We start from the raw sequence: 15,074 nt of genomic DNA, 5'->3' as shown, positions 1-15,074 counted from the left end.
GTGAGGAAAGGCTGGGGCGAGATATTCATCGTGTCAAATAATGCTACTATATGGACTCATAGGGTAGAGCGATGAATATCACCGTCCGCCAGCTGGAAGTCTTCGCCTGCGCCGCCCGCGCCCTGAGTTTCACGCAGGCGGCGGGGCAACTGGGCATCTCCCAGCCCGCTCTGTCGGAGACCATCCGGCGCATGGAAGGCGAGCTGGGCGTACGCCTGTTCGAGCGCTCCACCCGCCGCCTCGCTTTGACCCAGGAGGGGCGTGCTCTGGCGGGGCTGGCGGAGGAGGTGGCGCGGGACGTGCGCACCGGTCTCCAGGACATTGCCGAGCGCGGTGCCCGGCGCCCGCGCGTGACCATCGCCCTCCTGCCCTCCATCGCGGCGGCGCTGCTGCCCGGCGCCGCCGATGCCTTGCGGCACGCCTTTCCGGACGCCGAACTGAATGTGTGCGACGTGCTGCATGAGCGGGCCGTGGCGCTGGTGGAGGATGGCATCGCGGACATTGCCGTCACCATGCGCCCGGCCAGCGACCTGCTCGCCTATGAGCCGCTGGGCACGGACCGGGTGCATCTGCTCATGCGCAAGGGCCATCCTCTGGCGGGGCGGGGGCCGCTCCCCTGGAGCGCACTCGGTGCCTATCCCTTCGTGGCGCTGGCGCGCACCACCTCCGTGCGCAAGCAGGTGGACGGGGGCCTTGCGGCGGCGGACGCGGCGGTGGTGCCGCGCTTCGAGGTGGAGCAGATCCCCTCCGCAGTGGCGCTGGTGGCGGCGGGGCTCGGCGTCACCGCCTTGCCGGAACTGACCTTCGCCATGTTCCCGCGCGCGGGCCTTGCCACCCGACTTCTGGAGCGGCCGGTGGTGACGCGGGCCTTCGGCCTCATCACGCGGGCCGGGCGCCCGCTCTCCCCGGCGGCGCAGGCGTTGGCGGAGGGGCTGCGCCGGGCCTTCGCAGACCATCGGCCATTGATCGGCGCGGGCAGGGCGGCTACTCAGAAATCATAAGAACCGCGCCCTCAGGGACCGGCCGCCGCGGCACCGCACGACGCCGCGCCCCATCGAGGAGCCCAGGGAGCCGCCATGCCGCCCGTTGAGATTTCGACCGCCCAAACCCTGTCCGACCAGGACATCCTGCGCGCCTTGTTCGAGGCCGCGCTCGCCGCCGCCTTGCCGGAAGGCAAGTTCGCGGGCCGCCTGCCGGCGCCGCCCAAGGGGCGCACCATCGTGATCGGCGCGGGCAAGGCCTCCGCCCGCATGGCGCGGGCGTTCGAGGCGGAATGGGGGCGCCCCTGCGAGGGGCTGATCGTGACCCGCTACGGCCATGGCTGCGAGACGCAGCATATCGAGATCGTGGAAGCGGCCCATCCCGTGCCGGATGCGGCAGGCTTCGACGCGGCCCGGCGCATCCTGGATCTCGCCCGCTCCGCCGGGCCGGACGATCTTGTCATCTGCCTCATGTCGGGCGGGGCCTCGGCGCTGCTGACCCTTCCGGCGGAGGGCATGTCGCTGGAGGACAAGCAGGCGCTCAACAAGGCGCTGCTGAAGTCCGGCGCGCCCATCGGCATCATGAACAAGGTGCGCAAGTCGCTGTCCGCCATCAAGGGTGGTCGCCTTGCCGCCGCCATCGCGCCCGCGCGCTGCGTGACCTATCTCATCTCCGACGTGCCGGGGGACGATCCCGGTGCCATCGGCTCCGGCCCCACCGTCCCCGAGGCGTCGGACCCCGAGGGCGTGCTGGCGCTCATGAAGCGCTATGCCATTCCCGTCACGCCCGCCCAGGAAGCCATCATCCGCGCCAACACGGTGTCGGGCGATGCGCTGCCGGGGCAGGAGGTGCACATGATCGCGACGCCCCTCATGGCCCTGGAAGCCGCCGCCGCCAAGGCGCGGGAACTGGGTCTCACGCCGCTCATCCTGGGCGACGCCATCGAGGGCGAGGCGCGCGAAGCCGCCACCGTGTTCGCGGGCATCGCCCGTTCCGCCGCCACCCATGGGGTGCCGCTGGCGGCGCCGGGCGTGCTGCTGTCGGGGGGCGAGACCACGGTGACGGTGCGCGGCACCGGGCGCGGCGGGCGCAATGTGGAATTCCTGCTGGCGCTCGCCCTTGCCCTGAAGGGTGAAAAGGGCCTCTCGGCCATCGCCTGCGACACCGATGGGGTGGACGGGACCGAGGACAATGCGGGCGCCTGGTTCGACGCCGCGATCCTCGAGGAGGCCGCCGCTGCGGGCGTGAAGCCCCTGGACATGCTGGCGGACAATGACGGCTACAGCTTCTTCGCCCGCCTCGACCGGCTGGTGAAGACCGGCCCGACGCTCACCAACGTGAACGATTTCCGCGCGATCCTCGTACGGTAGGGCGGGACGGGGCAGGCGCCCCGGCCGTCAGGCGCTCTTGAGGAGCGCCAGCAGGTCGCGGTGCATGTCCTCGTTGCCGGCGATCACGTCGCCCTTCTCCAGGACCTTGTCGCCGCCGTCGAGATCCGAGACATAGCCGCCCGCCTCGCGCACCAGGGCAAGGCCCGCGGCCATGTCCCAGGACTGCAGGTCGCGCTCCCAGAAGGCGTCGAAGCGGCCGGACGCCACCCAGGCGAGGTCGAGGGCGGCGGCGCCGGTGCGGCGCAGGCCGGCCACCTGCGTCTGCACGGCCGCAAGCTCCCGGTTGAACCGGGCATGGTTGCCCCGGCCGAGATGGGGCAGGCCGCAGCTCACCACGCAATCGGCCAGCTTGCGCCGGGCGGCGACGCGCAGGCGACGGTCATTGAGATAGGCGCCCTGGCCCTTTTCGGCGATGTACAGCTCATCCGCGACCGGATTGAAGATCACGCCCGCATAGGGAAGGCCGTTGCGCACCAGCCCCACCGAGATCGCGAACAGCGGGATGCCGTGAAGGAAGTTGGTGGTGCCGTCCAGGGGGTCGATGACCCACTCGTTGGACACGTCCGTGCCCTCCACCCGGCCGCGCTCTTCCATGAGGAAGCTGAAGCCCGGCCGCGCCTTGGAGAGTTCGGTGAACAGGATCTCTTCCGCCTTGCGGTCTGCCGCCGAGACGAAGTTGGCCGGTCCCTTGGCGGACACCTGAAGGTTCTCGACCTCGCCGAAATCGCGAACGAGGGCGCGGCCCGCCTTGCGAACGGCCTGGACCATCACGGTCATGAGGGGAGTGCGGATCATGTCGTTGTCCTGCCAGTGCGCGGGGCCGCGCGCGGCACCTGAGCGAAACCCATGCGGCACCGATCCGGGATCGGGGTCGATGGTAGAAAGCGGCTTCGTGTGCCCGTCCCCGGCCGCGCCGTCAAGGCATGGCTGGCCTGCCATCCTGCATGCCCGGGGGGATCCGGCCGTCAGCGGGCCGGCGGCGGGGCCTTGATGTCGGACGTGGTGAGCGCCCATTTGCGCGCGAGCGCCTCGGCCTTCTCCCGCTCCGCGGGGGGAAGAGAGGCGACAACTTCGTCAAGATAGGCGTCGGGAAGGCCCCGCATTCGCGCCAGCAGATACCAGGCGGCCGCCATGGTGCGGTCCTGCGGCACGCCCCGTCCGGCGGAGAGCAGGCGGGCATAGCGGTTCTGCGCGATGGCGTTGCCGGAGAGGGCCGCCTTGCGGAACAGCGCCGCCGCGGCCGTCTCGTTCTTCAGGACACCGTCGCCGTTGAAGGTGGCGATGGCCAGTTCCACCTGGGCGGTCACATGGTCCTGGAGGGCAGCCTGGGTCAGCAGGCGCATGGCGGTGGACTTGTCGGGCACCACGCCATTGCCTTCCCGCAGCAACACGGAAAGCGCGTATTCGGCATCCGGAACCCCCGCATCCGACGCCTGGCGGAACCAGCGCGCGGCGGTGGTGATTTCCGGCGGCACGGAGCGGCCCTGCATGTAGAGCAGGCCGAGATTATAGGCGGCGGTCCCATGGCCGGCCTTGGCGGCCTGCTCGAACCAGCGGGCGGCGGCGGCGTCATTCTGGGCGACGCCCTGGCCCGTGAGCGCGGCCATGCCCAGCGCGAACATGGCGCCGGCATCGCCCTCATCGGCAGCGCGCCGGTAATATTCCGTTGCGCGGGGCGGATCGTAGGGCACGCCGAAGCCGCGCGAATAGAGCTCGCCCAGCAGAATGAAGGCGGCGGGGTCATTGCCCGCCTTCACCCGCTTCAGCGCCTCCTGGGCGGCGGTGATGTAGAAGCCGCTCTGATAGGCGCCGTAGGCGATGTCCGCGCCCTCGGGAGCGACGGGGACAGGCTTGTCCGTGGGAGTCATCAGGTTGGGCAGGGTCGGCTGGTTGAAGCGCAGATTGCCGGCTGATGGGGGCAGGTTGGGCGGAAGCTGGGGGGGGTGCGGTGCCTGGGCCGCGGCCGGAGCGGACGCGGGCGCGGCCTGCGCGCCCAAGGCAGCGACTGCCGGAGCCAGGCTCAGGAGGGCGCTCAGGAGAAGGGGCGGTACCGGGCGAAAGGTCACGCGCCGGCCCCCGCCGCGCGGGCCTGGGCCTCCGCCACGCCTTCGGGGGTCAGCAGATCGCCCGTCAGCGCGATGAAGTCGGCGCCGCTCCCCGCGAGGGCGACCACTTCCATGAGAGTGCCCGCCACGCCCACGCAGGGCACCTCGAACAGCTCGGCCCACCAGGAGACGCCGTCGAGCGTCTCCTCGAACGGCGCGCCGGTGCCGCCGAACAGCACATAATCGGCGCCCGCCTCGCCCGCCTCCATGGCGTCATGGCGGGTGGTGAGGCCGCCGACCCCGGCGATCAGGCCGGGCCGCAAGGCGGGGAGGCCGGCCTTGAGGCCGCCAATGCCGTCCAGATGCGCGCCGTCCAGCCCGAGGGGCTTGGCAAGGTCTGCCCGCCCCTCCGCCACCACCGCGCAGCCCTCCTGCTGGAGCAGGCCGGCGAGGCGGGTGAGCCGCGCGCGCTCTTCGGGCGCCTCGCCGCAGCGGGCGATCACCGCGGCCACGTCGCCCGCGCGGGCAAGGGCCGAGGCCGCCTCCGGAGCGAAGCCGGCGGGCAGGATGAGCATGAGGCGGATGGCGGTGCTGTCGTCGGGCATGGGATCGATCGGTCGGACAGGAAGCTGGCGAAAACGGGGCGGAGGACCCGGTTGGCGGAATCGCCGTGCGCTTGTAGCACGCGGCGGGCCGGGCCTTGGCCCCGGCATTGCCCTGGGGGGCAAAGAAAAACCCGCCGCGCACGGGGCGCGGCGGGTTGGTTCATGCGGGATCGGGCGGGCCGTCAGGCCGCGGCCTTCTTCTCCTGCTCGGCCGACCACTGGCCGAGGGCGGCCAGCGAATTCATGCGCGCGCGGTGATTGAAGGCGGCCTGGGCGGCGCCCACATTCTCGGCCTTGCCGGCCCACGCCTTCTGCGGGGCGGCCTGGAGGGCGCGGCCGTAGGAATAGGTGAGCTTCCAGGGCAGTCCGCCCAGCTTCACCATGGCGTCGAGATGGGCGGTGGCGTCCTCGTCCGACTGGCCGCCGGAGAGGAAGGCGATGCCGGGCACCGCGGAGGGGACGCAGTTCTTCAGCACCCGCACGGTCTTCTCGGCCACGTCCTGGACGGAGGCCTGGGTGCGCGACTTCTTGCCGGGCACGATCATGTTGGGCTTCAGCACCATGCCCTCAAGGCGCACGCGCTGGTAATAGAGTTCCTCGAACACCGTCTTGAGGGTCCATTCGGTGACCTCAAGGCAGCGCTCGATGCCGTGGTCGCCGTCCATGAGGACTTCCGGCTCCACGATGGGAACGATCTTGTTTTCCTGGCACAGGGCCGCATAGCGGGCGAGCGCATGGGCGTTGGTGCGCAGGGCGGTGTAGCTGGGAATGCCCGCGCCGATATCGATCACCGCGCGCCACTTCGCGAAGCGGGCGCCGAGGTCGTAATATTCTTTCAGGCGGCCGCCGAGGCCGTCGAGGCCTTCGGTGATGGTCTCGCCCGGGCAGCCGGCGAGCGGCTTGGCGCCCGCATCCACCTTGATGCCGGGAAGGGCGCCGGCGGCGGTGATGAGGTCCACCAGCCGCGTGCCGTCCTTGGCCTTCTGGCGGATGGTCTCGTCGAACAGGATCACGCCGGAGACATAGTCCCGCATGGCGGGAACGGTGCGGAACATCAGCTCGCGATAGTCGCGGCGATTGTCCTCGGTGTTCTCGACGCCGATGGCGTCGAAGCGCTTCTGGATGGTCCCGGTGCTCTCGTCGGCGGCGAGGATGCCCTTGCCGTCCGCCACCATCTTCTGAGCGATCGCGTCAAGCTCTGCAGTGTTCATTGTTTTCACCATCCCTGGAGTGCCGCCGATGCGACGTGATCTTCGAGAATTGTCGTAACATTATGGCTTCAGCGCCGCAGTGCCTCGACGCCGGGAAGGGCCTTGCCCTCCAGCCATTCGAGGAACGCGCCGCCGGCCGTGGAGACGTAGGAGAAGCCACCGGCCGCGTCCGCATGGTTGAGCGCGGCCACCGTGTCGCCGCCGCCCGCCACGGAGAGCAGGTGCCCGGCCTCGGTCGCCTGGGCGACGGAGCGGGCGACCGCCACGGTGGCGGCATCGAACGGCGTCAGTTCGAAGGCGCCGAACGGGCCGTTCCAGACCACCGTCTTGACCTTGTTCAGCTTTTCCTGAACCAGCGCGATTGTTGCGGGGCCGGCGTCGAGGATCATCTCGTCGCTCGCCACCTCGGTCACCGGCACCACACGGTGGGGGGCGTTGGCCTTGAAGTCCTTGGCCACCACCACGTCCACCGGCAGGACGATCTCGCAGCCCGCCACCTTCGCGGTCTCGATGATCTTGAGCGCGGTGGGCGCAAGGTCGTGCTCGCACAAGGACTTACCCACATCGTGGCCAAGTGCCGCGAGGAAGGTGTTGGCCATGCCGCCGCCGATCACCAGCAGGTCCACCTTGGCGGTGAGATTCCCCAGCAATTCCAGCTTGGTGGAGACCTTGGCGCCGCCGACCACGGCCAGGACCGGGCGTTCGGGGGCTTCCAGGGCCTTGCCCAGCGCGTCCAGCTCGCTCTCCATGGAGCGGCCCGCAAAGGCCGGAAGCTGGTGGGCCAGCCCCTCGGTGGAGGCGTGGGCGCGGTGGGCGGTGGAGAAGCTGTCATTGACGTAGATGTCGCCGAGCTTCGCCAGAGCGCTCACGAATTCCGGCGTGTTCTTCTCTTCACCCGCATGAAACCGGGTGTTCTCCAGCAACAGCGCCTCGCCGTCGCGCAACTCGTTCACCGCCGCCTCGGCGGCTTCCCCGATGCAGTCGTCGGCGAAGCGGACCGGTAGGCCCAGGCATGCGCCCAGGTGCCGCGCGATGGGCGCCAGCGACTGGTCGGCCTCGCGGCCCTTGGGGCGGCCGAAATGGGCAAGCAGGATCGCCCGCCCACCCCGTTCGGTCACGTCGCGCACGGTGGGTTCGATCGCCCGGATGCGGGTGTCGTCGGTGACGCGACCGTTATCCATGGGAACGTTGAGGTCCACGCGGATGAGGACGCGCTTTCCAGCGACGTCCGCATCATCGAGGGTGCGGAAAGCAGCCATGATGTCGGCTCCCCGCCCGCGCTCAGCCCAGCTTCCCGAGCGCCACGGCGGTGTCGGCCATGCGGTTCGAGAAGCCCCACTCATTGTCGTACCAGGACATGACGCGCACCAGGGTGCCGTTCATGACCTTGGTCTGGTCCATGTGGAACGTGGAGGAGTGGGGGTCGTGGTTGAAGTCGATGGAGACGTTGGGGGCGAGCGTATAGCCCAGCACGCCCTTCAGCGGGCCGTCGGCCGCCGCCTTGATGGCCGCGTTGATCTCGGCAACCGTGGTCTCGCGCTTGGCCACGAACTTCAGGTCGATGACCGACACGTTCGGGGTCGGCACGCGGATGGAGACGCCGTCCAGCTTGCCGTTCAGCTCCGGCAGGACGAGGCCCACCGCCTTGGCGGCACCGGTGGAGGTGGGGATCATGGACAGGGCCGCCGCGCGGGCGCGGTAGAGGTCCTTGTGCACCTGGTCCAGCGAGGGCTGGTCGTTGGTGTAGGCGTGCACGGTGGTCATGAAGCCGTGCTCGATGCCCACCGCGTCGTTCAGCACCTTCGCCACGGGGGCGAGGCAGTTGGTGGTGCAGGAGGCGTTGGAGACCACGAAGTGGTCGGCGGTGAGCTTGTCGTGGTTCACGCCGTAGACGACGGTGATGTCCGCGCCGTCGGCGGGGGCGGAGACCAGAACGCGCTTCGCGCCGGCGGTGAGGTGCGCCGAAGCCTTCTCCTTGGAGGTGAAGATGCCGGTGCATTCCAGGGCGATGTCCACGCCCAGTTCCTTATGGGGAAGCTGCGCGGGATCGCGGACCGCGGTCACCTTGATCTTGTTCTGGCCGATGACGAGGAAGTCCCCGTCCACCGTCACCTCGGCGGGGAAGCGGCCGTGCACGCTGTCGAAGCGCAGCAGGTGGGCGTTGGTGTCCACGGGGGCGAGATCGTTGATCGCCACCACCTGGATGTCGGTGCGGCCCGATTCGATGATGGCGCGCAGCACGTTGCGCCCGATACGACCGAACCCGTTAATGGCCACCTTCACCGTCATGTCATCCTCCATCTGCCGGCCCTCAAGGCTGGCCGTTCATTGTTGCGGGCCGCGTCCGGTGTCCGGGCGGCCCGCTTGAAGTCTCACGCCTGCTTGAGCTGGGAGAGGGCCGCGTCCGCGACCGCCTGAGGCGTAATGCCGAAATGCTTGAAGAGTTCCTTGGCCGGCGCGCTGGCGCCGAAAGAACTCATGCCGATAAAGGCCGCGTCGGAGCCGATGATGGCGTCCCAGCCCATGCGGATGGCCGCCTCGATGCCGACCTTCGCGGGCGCGGTGCCGATCACGGCGGCGCGCTCGGCGGCGGGGCGGGCGAGGAACAGCTCGAAGGAGGGCACGGACACCACGCGGGTGGGCACGCCCTTCTCTTCCAGGAGCTTGCGGGCGTCCATGGCCAGCGAGACTTCCGAGCCGGTGGCGAACAGGGAGACCTGCGCCGCGCCGCTGGCGGGGGCGATCTCATAGGCGCCTTCCGCGCTGCGGTTGGCCGTGTCCGCGCCGCGCAGCAGCGGCAGGTTCTGGCGCGAGAGGATCAGCGCGCTCGGCCGGTCCTTGGCCTTCAGCGCGATCTCCCAGGCTTCGGCGGTCTCCACCGTGTCGCAGGGGCGCAGCACCAGCAGGCCGGGAATGGCGCGCAGTGCCGCCAGATGCTCCACCGGCTGGTGGGTGGGGCCGTCTTCGCCGAGGCCGATGGAATCGTGGGTGAGCACATGCACCACCCGCTCGCCCATGAGCGCCGCGAGGCGGATGGCGGGGCGGGAATAGTCGGAGAACACCAGGAAGGTGCCCGAATAGGGGATGACGCCGCCATGCAAGGCGAGGCCGTTCATGGCCGCGGCCATGCCGTGCTCGCGCACGCCCCAATGGACGAAGTCGCCGGAGAAATCGTCGGGGGTGACGGACTTCTGGCCCTTGGCGCGGGTGTTGTTGGAGCCGGTGAGGTCGGCCGAGCCGCCGAGCATCTCGGGCACCGCCAGGGTGATGGCGTCCAGCGTGATCTCGGAGGACTTGCGGGTGGCGACGGCGCCGCCATCGGCCACGGCCTTCGCCTTCACGGCCGCGATGGCCTCGGCGAGGGCGGTCTCGGGGATCTCGCCGGAGATGCGGCGCTCGAACTCGGCGCGCTCGGTGGCGGGACGGGCGGCCAGCCGGGCCTCCCAGGCCGCGCGGGCGGCGGCGCCCTTGGCGCGCGCCTCGCCCCAGGCGGCGGCGACGTCGGCGGGAATCTCGAACGGGCCGGCATCCCAGCCCAGCGCCTTGCGGGTGGCCTCGATCTCGGCAGCGCCGAGCGGAGAGCCGTGCACCTTCTCGCTGCCGGCCTTGGCGGGCGAACCCTTGCCGATGACGGTGCGGCAGGCGATCAGGCTGGGCGTTCCGGTCTTCTGCGCGGCTTCCAGGGCGGCGAGGATCGCCTCCGGGTCATGGCCGTCGATGCGCGTCACGTCCCAGCCGGAGGCGGCGAAGCGCGCGAGCTGGTCGGTGGAGCCGGACAGGTCCGTGGAGCCGTCGATGGAGATCTTGTTGTCGTCCCACATGACGATGAGCTTGGCGAGCTTCAGGTGCCCGGCCAGATCGATGGCTTCCTGGCTGATGCCTTCCATGAGGTCGCCGTCGGAGGCCAGCACATAGGTGAAGTGGTTCACCGCCTCGGCGCCGAAGCGGGCCGTCATCAGGCGTTCGCCCATGGCCATGCCCACGGCGGTGGCGACACCCTGGCCGAGCGGGCCGGTGGTGGTCTCGATGCCGGTGGTGACGAAATTCTCGGGGTGGCCCGGGGTGAGCGAGCCCATCTGGCGGAAGCGCTTCAGCTCGTCGATGGTGACGTTCTCGTAGCCCACCAGATGCAGCAGGGCATAGAGCAGCATGGAGCCGTGGCCGGCGGAGAGCACGAAACGGTCCCGGTCCGCCCAATGGGGCGCGGCGGGGTCGAAGCGCATCACCTTGGAAAACAGGACGGTGGCGATGTCCGCAGCGCCCATGGGCAGGCCCGGATGACCGGAATTGGCCGCCTCGACGGCATCCATGGCGAGGAACCGGATAGCGTTCGCCATGCGGTCGTGAAGGGTGCGGCTCATCATTCGGGGCGTGTCTCCGGCGCCGCAGGGCGCCTCGTTCCGGACCAGGATAAGGCTGGGGCTGAGGGGACAGCCTCGGCGGCGGCAGTGATAGCAGCGCCGCTTCGGCTGTCAAACCCAGCACTGTCCGAACGTCAAGTGCCCCGTGCGTCCACCCGGCGCGCCCCATCGTCGCGCAGGGCGGGCAGAGTCAATGGAATCAAGAGCCCGTCGCCGCGAGCAGCTTCTTGAGACTGTTGCCGCCCCCCGCCCAGAGCACGTCCGCTATGCGCCAGCCGGCGGGCGTGCGCACCAGCTTGTAGATGACCAGGGTGTTCTGGTCGAAATTGGTGAAGCGCGCGCTGACCATGGCCTCCTTGCCGCCGGAGGGCTTGGTCTCATAGTCCACGGACTTGATCTCGAATTCCTGCGCGTCCACGAACGGGTCGAAATCCAGCCGCGACTGGTCGCGCTTCCCGTCGGCCACCAGGAGCTTAACCAGGGCCGGATCGAAATACTCTTTGGCAATGGACGGGTTTGTATAGTCGAAGGCCACGTAACTGTCGGGCGTCGTCTCCAGATAATGCCGGTAGAGCGAACGGATGAGCGTTTCGGGGTCAGCGGCGGGCTTGGCGGCCTGCGTGGCGGGCTGTGCGGGTTTCGCCGCCTGGGCGAAGGCCGGGCCGGCCACGGGAAGGGCCAGGGGCAAGGCAAGGGCGGATACAAGAACCAGCGGGGCGATCAGATATGACGCGCGTTTTCCCGGCGGACCAAATCCCAGTCTCATGGCTTCCTGTTCCCCTCTTTGAATTGGCCCGGTACGGCCGGGCTTGCGCGGTCCCGCAAGGTTCCCGCAGTGTCAGCCATGACTTAATTGCGTTAACAAGTGGGAACTTGTTGATGGTTTCTGCCTCGACTCAGTTAAACTCTTGCGCATGTATGCCGTGAAGCAACGCCCACCGGACCTCAGCCCCATTGAGCTGGCCACCCAGCGCCTCGGCGCGGCGCTCGATGCCCTCACCTCGGCGGTGGAGCGCAGGCGCGAGATGGATCGCCAGCACGAGGCATTGCTCGCCCAGCTCCATGCCATGGGGAATGACCGGGCCCGGCTCGCCCAGGAACTGGACGACGCCTGCGCGCGCGTCCGCGACCTTGGCGATGTGAGCCAGGAGGTCACGCGCCGCCTGGATGTGGCCATGGGCACCATCCGCGACGTGCTTGCGACCCACGGGGGCTGATCCATGGCTCAGGTGAGCGTCACCATCGCGGGCCGCCAGTATCGCATGGCGTGCGACGAGGGGCAGGAAGAGCATCTGATCCGCCTCGCCCGCGACGTGGATGCGCGCATCAGCCAGTTGCGCACCGCCTTCGGCGAGATCGGCGACCAGCGGCTGACTGTCATGGCGGCGGTCACCATTGCCGACGAATTGTTCGAGGCCCGCACCCGCATCCGCGCCCTGGAGAGCGACCTGGACGGCCAGCGCGACGCGCGCGCCAACGCCCTTGCCCGCATCGAGGCCAGCGAGGAAGCGGTGGCCCGCACCATCGACGAGGCCGCCGAGACGCTGGAGCGCCTCGCCCGCGAGATCGCCCCGCCCTCCGCCCGCGTGGTGGGGATGGGCTGAGGCGGGCCTGTCCCCGGTCGAGGACGGGGGACAGGCAGACGAGCCCACTGGCGGAAATGCCCGGCTGCGCCTACATTGAGATCAAGCGGTGCTGCGGGGTGCGTTAGGACACTTTTCCCCGGGGCCTTATCGATCCTTAAGGGAGCTGTACCTGTCCTTGCCCGTGGGCTCGGACATACGGCGCCCACCTACTGTGTAGGTTTCCCGGGATCGACGTCCGACGGCTTCTGCGGCTCCGCCCCTTGCTTTTTCAGTCCCCTTTTCAGGCAGGCCATGCTGCCGGTGTCTTCTCCCCCCTCGCTCCCGGAGCAAAAAGCCGCCCTTCGCCGGGAGGCCCTGGCGCGCCGCGCGGCCATGGGCGAGGCGGGCCGGGCGCTTGCCGCCGCCACCGCCGCCGCCCATGCGCCCGCGCTGCTGTCGCCGGGAAGCGGGCGCGTGGTGGCCCTGTTCGCGCCGTTCCGGGACGAGATCGACACCGCGCCGCTGGCCGCGCTTCTCTGGGATGCCGGCGTTGCGGTGGCGCTGCCCGTGGTGGTGACGCGGGATGCGCCGCTGGTCTTTCGGGCCTGGCGGCCGGGCGACCTGCTGGAACCGCAGGGGCCGTATCGCATTCCGACCCCGGGCGCCCATGCGCCGGATCTGGTGCCGGACGATCTCATGGTTCCGCTCGCGGCCTTTGACCGGCGCGGTTATCGCATCGGCTATGGCGCGGGTTTCTACGACCGGACCTTGGCTCTGTTGCGGGCGGAGCGGAGCGTGCGGGCCTTCGGCTATGGTTTTTCCTGCCAGGAGGTGGCGGAGGTTCCGGCCGAGCCCCATGACGAACCGGTGGATGGGATGATAACAGAGACCGCAGCCTTTCTGTGTGGCGGCTAAACATGCGCATTCTTTTTCTTGGCGACGTTGTGGGGCGGCCCGGCCGCGAAGCGGTCACCGCCCTGCTGCCCGGTCTCGTTTCCGGCTGGCGGCTCGATCTCGTGGTGGTGAACGGCGAGAATGCCGCGGGCGGCTTCGGCATTACCGAGGCCATCTATGAGGAATTCATCGCGGCGGGCGCCGATGCGGTGACGTTGGGCAACCATGCCTTCGACCAGCGCGAGGCATTGGTCTTCATCGAGCGGGTGGACCGGCTGGTGCGCCCCGCCAATTTCCCGGCGGGCACGCCGGGCAAGGGCGTCACCATGGTGACCGCCAAGAACGATGCCCGCGTGGTGGTGGCCAACATCATGGGCCGCACCTTCATGGACCCCCTGGACGATCCCTTCGCGGCGGTGGACCGCTGCCTGGAGGGGGCGGAACTGGGCCACCATGCGGATGCGGTCGTCGTGGACTTCCACGCGGAGACCACCAGCGAGAAGCAGGCCTTCGGCCATTATTGCGACGGGCGCGCCACGCTGGTGCTGGGCACCCATACCCATGTGCCCACCGCCGACCACCGCATCCTGTCGGGCGGCACCGCCTTCATGACGGATGTGGGCATGTGCGGCTGCTATGACGGGGTGATCGGCATGGACAAGGAGGAACCCCTGCGCCGCTTCACGCGCAAGATCGGCTCCTCCCGCTTCGAGCCCGCGTCCGGCCCGGCTTCGCTGTCGGGCCTCGCGGTGGAAAGCTGCGATCGCACGGGGCGGGCGCTGAAGGTGGCGCCGGTGCGCCTCGGCGGGTCGCTCAGCGAGGCGCGGCCCGCTTTCTGGGAAGGGTGAGGCCCTTTCTTGCTCTGTGGCGCCGTGCCGACCTATAAGGCGCCATCGAAAATACCTTCACCCCGGCCCGGGCGGCGCCGCATGCGCGGCGCGCGGGGCCGGCACCCCCGGAGCCTGATCCGATCCTGGTCTTCGACAGGGCCGGTAAATCAGTCTCCCAAATCTAAGAGAGCGCTCCCTCGAACGGATCGCGCTCTGAAGCCGGAGGCGTTCATGGCCGGACATTCACAGTTCAAGAACATCATGCACCGCAAGGGGCGGCAGGACGCGATGCGGTCCAAGCTGTTCTCCAAGCTGGCGCGCGAAATCACCGTCGCGGCCAAGATGGGCATGCCGGACCCCAACATGAACCCGCGCCTGCGCGCCGCCATTCTCGCGGCCCGCGCGGAGAACATGCCCAAGGACAATATCGAGCGCGCCATCAAGAAGGCGGCGGGCGGCGATTCGGAGAATTACGAGGAGATCCGCTACGAGGGCTACGGCCCCGGCGGCTGCGCCGTGATCGTGGAAGCGCTCACCGACAACCGCAACCGCACGGCGGGCGAGGTGCGCTCCTACTTCACCAAGTCCGGCGGCAACCTGGCGGAGACCGGCGCGGTGTCCTTCATGTTCGACCGCGTGGGCCTCATCGAATATCCGGCCGCCAAGGCCAGCGCCGATGCCATGATGGACGCGGCCATCGATGCGGGGGCGGACGACGTGTCCTCCTCGCCGGACGGCCATGAGATCATCTGCGCGGCCGATGCGCTGGCCGAGGTGCAGAAGGCGCTGGAAGTGAAATTCGGCGAGCCCTCCAAGGCCCGCCTCGTCTGGCGCCCGCAGAACACGGTGGCGGTGGACGACGAGACCGCCGAGAAGCTGCTGCGCCTCGTGGAAAACCTCGAGGACAATGACGACGTGCAGACCGTGACGGCCAATTTCGAGCTGTCCGAGGCCATGATCGCCAAAATGAGCGCGGAAGACTAAAGCGAAACGCGCGCCCGTTTGCGTCGGGCGCGCGCTTCCTTCGGGTCTTCAGCCGCCGGTATGTCCGGTGGCGGTGGAGGCCGTGGTGGTGGTGGTCCCGGTCGAGGTGGACGCCATGCCCGCGCAATCGGCCAAGGCCGGGGCGCTGGCGAGGGCGGACAGCAGGCAGACGGCGAAAGTCAGACGCTTCATGGTCGAAACTCCGGT

16 protein-coding genes and 1 other RNA gene are annotated in these 15,074 nt (G+C 69.4%); 8 read left to right on the top strand and 9 right to left on the bottom strand.

Translation table 11 applies throughout. The features are described 5' to 3' along the window. The first annotated feature begins 71 nt into the window (after positions 1–71). Positions 72–1,001 carry a LysR family transcriptional regulator gene (locus EJJ38_RS16480; protein WP_127091241.1) on the top strand — a complete coding sequence of 310 codons (930 nt, stop codon included), beginning with the start codon at positions 72–74 and terminating at the stop codon, positions 999–1,001. Positions 1,002–1,076: 75 nt separating this feature from the next. Beyond that, entirely contained in the window at positions 1,077–2,351 is a 1,275-nt protein-coding gene (locus tag EJJ38_RS16475; RefSeq protein WP_127091240.1) for a glycerate kinase type-2 family protein, read from the top strand. A gap of 27 nt (positions 2,352–2,378) precedes the next feature. Here the strand turns inward: EJJ38_RS16475 and EJJ38_RS16470 are convergent, their stop codons facing one another. The 8 genes from EJJ38_RS16470 to EJJ38_RS16435 all read right to left on the bottom strand — a co-directional run bounded on the left by EJJ38_RS16470 (position 2,379) and on the right by EJJ38_RS16435 (position 11,360). After that, positions 2,379–3,167: an inositol monophosphatase family protein gene (locus EJJ38_RS16470; RefSeq protein WP_205666196.1), complete on the bottom strand. Its 789-nt coding sequence runs from the start codon at positions 3,165–3,167 to the stop codon at positions 2,379–2,381. Between the two features lie 170 nt (positions 3,168–3,337). Beyond that, a complete protein-coding gene (locus EJJ38_RS16465) occupies positions 3,338–4,438 on the bottom strand; it encodes an SEL1-like repeat protein (protein ID WP_127091239.1) in 1,101 nt (366 codons plus the stop codon). Beyond that, positions 4,435–5,022: a thiamine phosphate synthase gene (locus tag EJJ38_RS16460; RefSeq protein ID WP_127091238.1), complete on the bottom strand. Its 588-nt coding sequence runs from the start codon at positions 5,020–5,022 to the stop codon at positions 4,435–4,437. Before EJJ38_RS16460 ends, EJJ38_RS16465 begins: the two co-directional genes overlap by 4 nt. Positions 5,023–5,204: 182 nt before the next feature. Continuing rightward, entirely contained in the window at positions 5,205–6,233 is a 1,029-nt protein-coding gene (locus EJJ38_RS16455) for a class I fructose-bisphosphate aldolase (RefSeq protein WP_127091237.1), read from the bottom strand. A 68-nt stretch (positions 6,234–6,301) separates the two neighbouring features. Continuing rightward, a complete protein-coding gene (locus EJJ38_RS16450; protein ID WP_127091236.1) occupies positions 6,302–7,492 on the bottom strand; it encodes a phosphoglycerate kinase in 1,191 nt (396 codons plus the stop codon). A gap of 22 nt (positions 7,493–7,514) precedes the next feature. Next, the gene (gap, locus tag EJJ38_RS16445) at positions 7,515–8,522 is read right to left on the bottom strand and encodes a type I glyceraldehyde-3-phosphate dehydrogenase (protein ID WP_127091235.1); all 1,008 of its coding nucleotides are present in this window, start codon (positions 8,520–8,522) and stop codon (positions 7,515–7,517) included. Positions 8,523–8,605: 83 nt separating this feature from the next. Continuing rightward, the gene (gene tkt, locus EJJ38_RS16440) at positions 8,606–10,597 is read right to left on the bottom strand and encodes a transketolase (protein WP_127091234.1); all 1,992 of its coding nucleotides are present in this window, start codon (positions 10,595–10,597) and stop codon (positions 8,606–8,608) included. Between the two features lie 196 nt (positions 10,598–10,793). After that, positions 10,794–11,360, bottom strand: a complete 567-nt coding sequence (locus tag EJJ38_RS16435; protein ID WP_127091233.1) for a YqhG/Tai3 family protein — start codon at positions 11,358–11,360, stop codon at positions 10,794–10,796. A gap of 148 nt (positions 11,361–11,508) precedes the next feature. On the opposite strand from EJJ38_RS16435, the gene EJJ38_RS16430 reads away from it, so the two are divergent. The 6 genes from EJJ38_RS16430 (at position 11,509) to EJJ38_RS16405 (ending at position 14,867) form a co-directional block, all read left to right on the top strand. Further along, positions 11,509–11,811 carry a DUF4164 domain-containing protein gene (locus EJJ38_RS16430; protein ID WP_127091785.1) on the top strand — a complete coding sequence of 101 codons (303 nt, stop codon included), beginning with the start codon at positions 11,509–11,511 and terminating at the stop codon, positions 11,809–11,811. 3 nt (positions 11,812–11,814) lie between these two features. Continuing rightward, entirely contained in the window at positions 11,815–12,198 is a 384-nt protein-coding gene (locus tag EJJ38_RS16425) for a cell division protein ZapA (protein ID WP_127091232.1), read from the top strand. A gap of 85 nt (positions 12,199–12,283) precedes the next feature. Next, positions 12,284–12,438, top strand: a non-coding RNA gene (gene ssrS / locus EJJ38_RS16420) — 6S RNA. Between the two features lie 33 nt (positions 12,439–12,471). Beyond that, positions 12,472–13,074: a 5-formyltetrahydrofolate cyclo-ligase gene (locus tag EJJ38_RS16415; RefSeq protein WP_127091231.1), complete on the top strand. Its 603-nt coding sequence runs from the start codon at positions 12,472–12,474 to the stop codon at positions 13,072–13,074. 2 nt (positions 13,075–13,076) lie between these two features. Continuing rightward, positions 13,077–13,901, top strand: coding sequence for a TIGR00282 family metallophosphoesterase (locus EJJ38_RS16410; protein ID WP_127091230.1), 825 nt, complete (start codon positions 13,077–13,079; stop codon positions 13,899–13,901). A 213-nt stretch (positions 13,902–14,114) separates the two neighbouring features. After that, complete coding sequence (locus EJJ38_RS16405; RefSeq protein ID WP_127091229.1) at positions 14,115–14,867, top strand: YebC/PmpR family DNA-binding transcriptional regulator; 753 nt, start codon at positions 14,115–14,117, stop codon at positions 14,865–14,867. Between the two features lie 48 nt (positions 14,868–14,915). Here the strand turns inward: EJJ38_RS16405 and EJJ38_RS20365 are convergent, their stop codons facing one another. Beyond that, the gene (locus tag EJJ38_RS20365; protein ID WP_164738548.1) at positions 14,916–15,059 is read right to left on the bottom strand and encodes a hypothetical protein; all 144 of its coding nucleotides are present in this window, start codon (positions 15,057–15,059) and stop codon (positions 14,916–14,918) included. Between the last annotated feature and the right edge of the window lie 15 nt (positions 15,060–15,074).

It is taken from the genome of Aquabacter cavernae (assembly GCF_003993795.1).
In the GTDB taxonomy this organism is placed as follows: domain Bacteria; phylum Pseudomonadota; class Alphaproteobacteria; order Rhizobiales; family Xanthobacteraceae; genus Aquabacter; species Aquabacter cavernae.
The sequence above is the reverse complement of the archived record's forward strand: the minus strand, read 5'-3'. Positions and strand labels throughout refer to the sequence as shown.

Bases quoted from the DNA above. Each gene is read 5' to 3' on its own strand.
- gap (WP_127091235.1), bottom strand. From the start codon at position 8,522: ATGACGGTGAAGGTGGCCATTAACGGGTTCGGTCGTATCGGGCGCAAC.
- EJJ38_RS20365 (WP_164738548.1), bottom strand. From the start codon at position 15,059: ATGAAGCGTCTGACTTTCGCCGTCTGCCTGCTGTCCGCCCTCGCCAGC.
- EJJ38_RS16470 (WP_205666196.1), bottom strand. From the start codon at position 3,167: ATGATCCGCACTCCCCTCATGACCGTGATGGTCCAGGCCGTTCGCAAG.
- EJJ38_RS16475 (WP_127091240.1), top strand. From the start codon at position 1,077: ATGCCGCCCGTTGAGATTTCGACCGCCCAAACCCTGTCCGACCAGGAC.
- EJJ38_RS16415 (WP_127091231.1), top strand. From the start codon at position 12,472: ATGCTGCCGGTGTCTTCTCCCCCCTCGCTCCCGGAGCAAAAAGCCGCC.
- tkt (WP_127091234.1), bottom strand. From the start codon at position 10,597: ATGATGAGCCGCACCCTTCACGACCGCATGGCGAACGCTATCCGGTTC.
- EJJ38_RS16450 (WP_127091236.1), bottom strand. From the start codon at position 7,492: ATGGCTGCTTTCCGCACCCTCGATGATGCGGACGTCGCTGGAAAGCGC.
- EJJ38_RS16430 (WP_127091785.1), top strand. From the start codon at position 11,509: ATGTATGCCGTGAAGCAACGCCCACCGGACCTCAGCCCCATTGAGCTG.
- EJJ38_RS16425 (WP_127091232.1), top strand. From the start codon at position 11,815: ATGGCTCAGGTGAGCGTCACCATCGCGGGCCGCCAGTATCGCATGGCG.
- EJJ38_RS16405 (WP_127091229.1), top strand. From the start codon at position 14,115: ATGGCCGGACATTCACAGTTCAAGAACATCATGCACCGCAAGGGGCGG.
- EJJ38_RS16410 (WP_127091230.1), top strand. From the start codon at position 13,077: ATGCGCATTCTTTTTCTTGGCGACGTTGTGGGGCGGCCCGGCCGCGAA.
- EJJ38_RS16435 (WP_127091233.1), bottom strand. From the start codon at position 11,360: ATGAGACTGGGATTTGGTCCGCCGGGAAAACGCGCGTCATATCTGATC.
- EJJ38_RS16460 (WP_127091238.1), bottom strand. From the start codon at position 5,022: ATGCCCGACGACAGCACCGCCATCCGCCTCATGCTCATCCTGCCCGCC.
- EJJ38_RS16455 (WP_127091237.1), bottom strand. From the start codon at position 6,233: ATGAACACTGCAGAGCTTGACGCGATCGCTCAGAAGATGGTGGCGGAC.
- EJJ38_RS16480 (WP_127091241.1), top strand. From the start codon at position 72: ATGAATATCACCGTCCGCCAGCTGGAAGTCTTCGCCTGCGCCGCCCGC.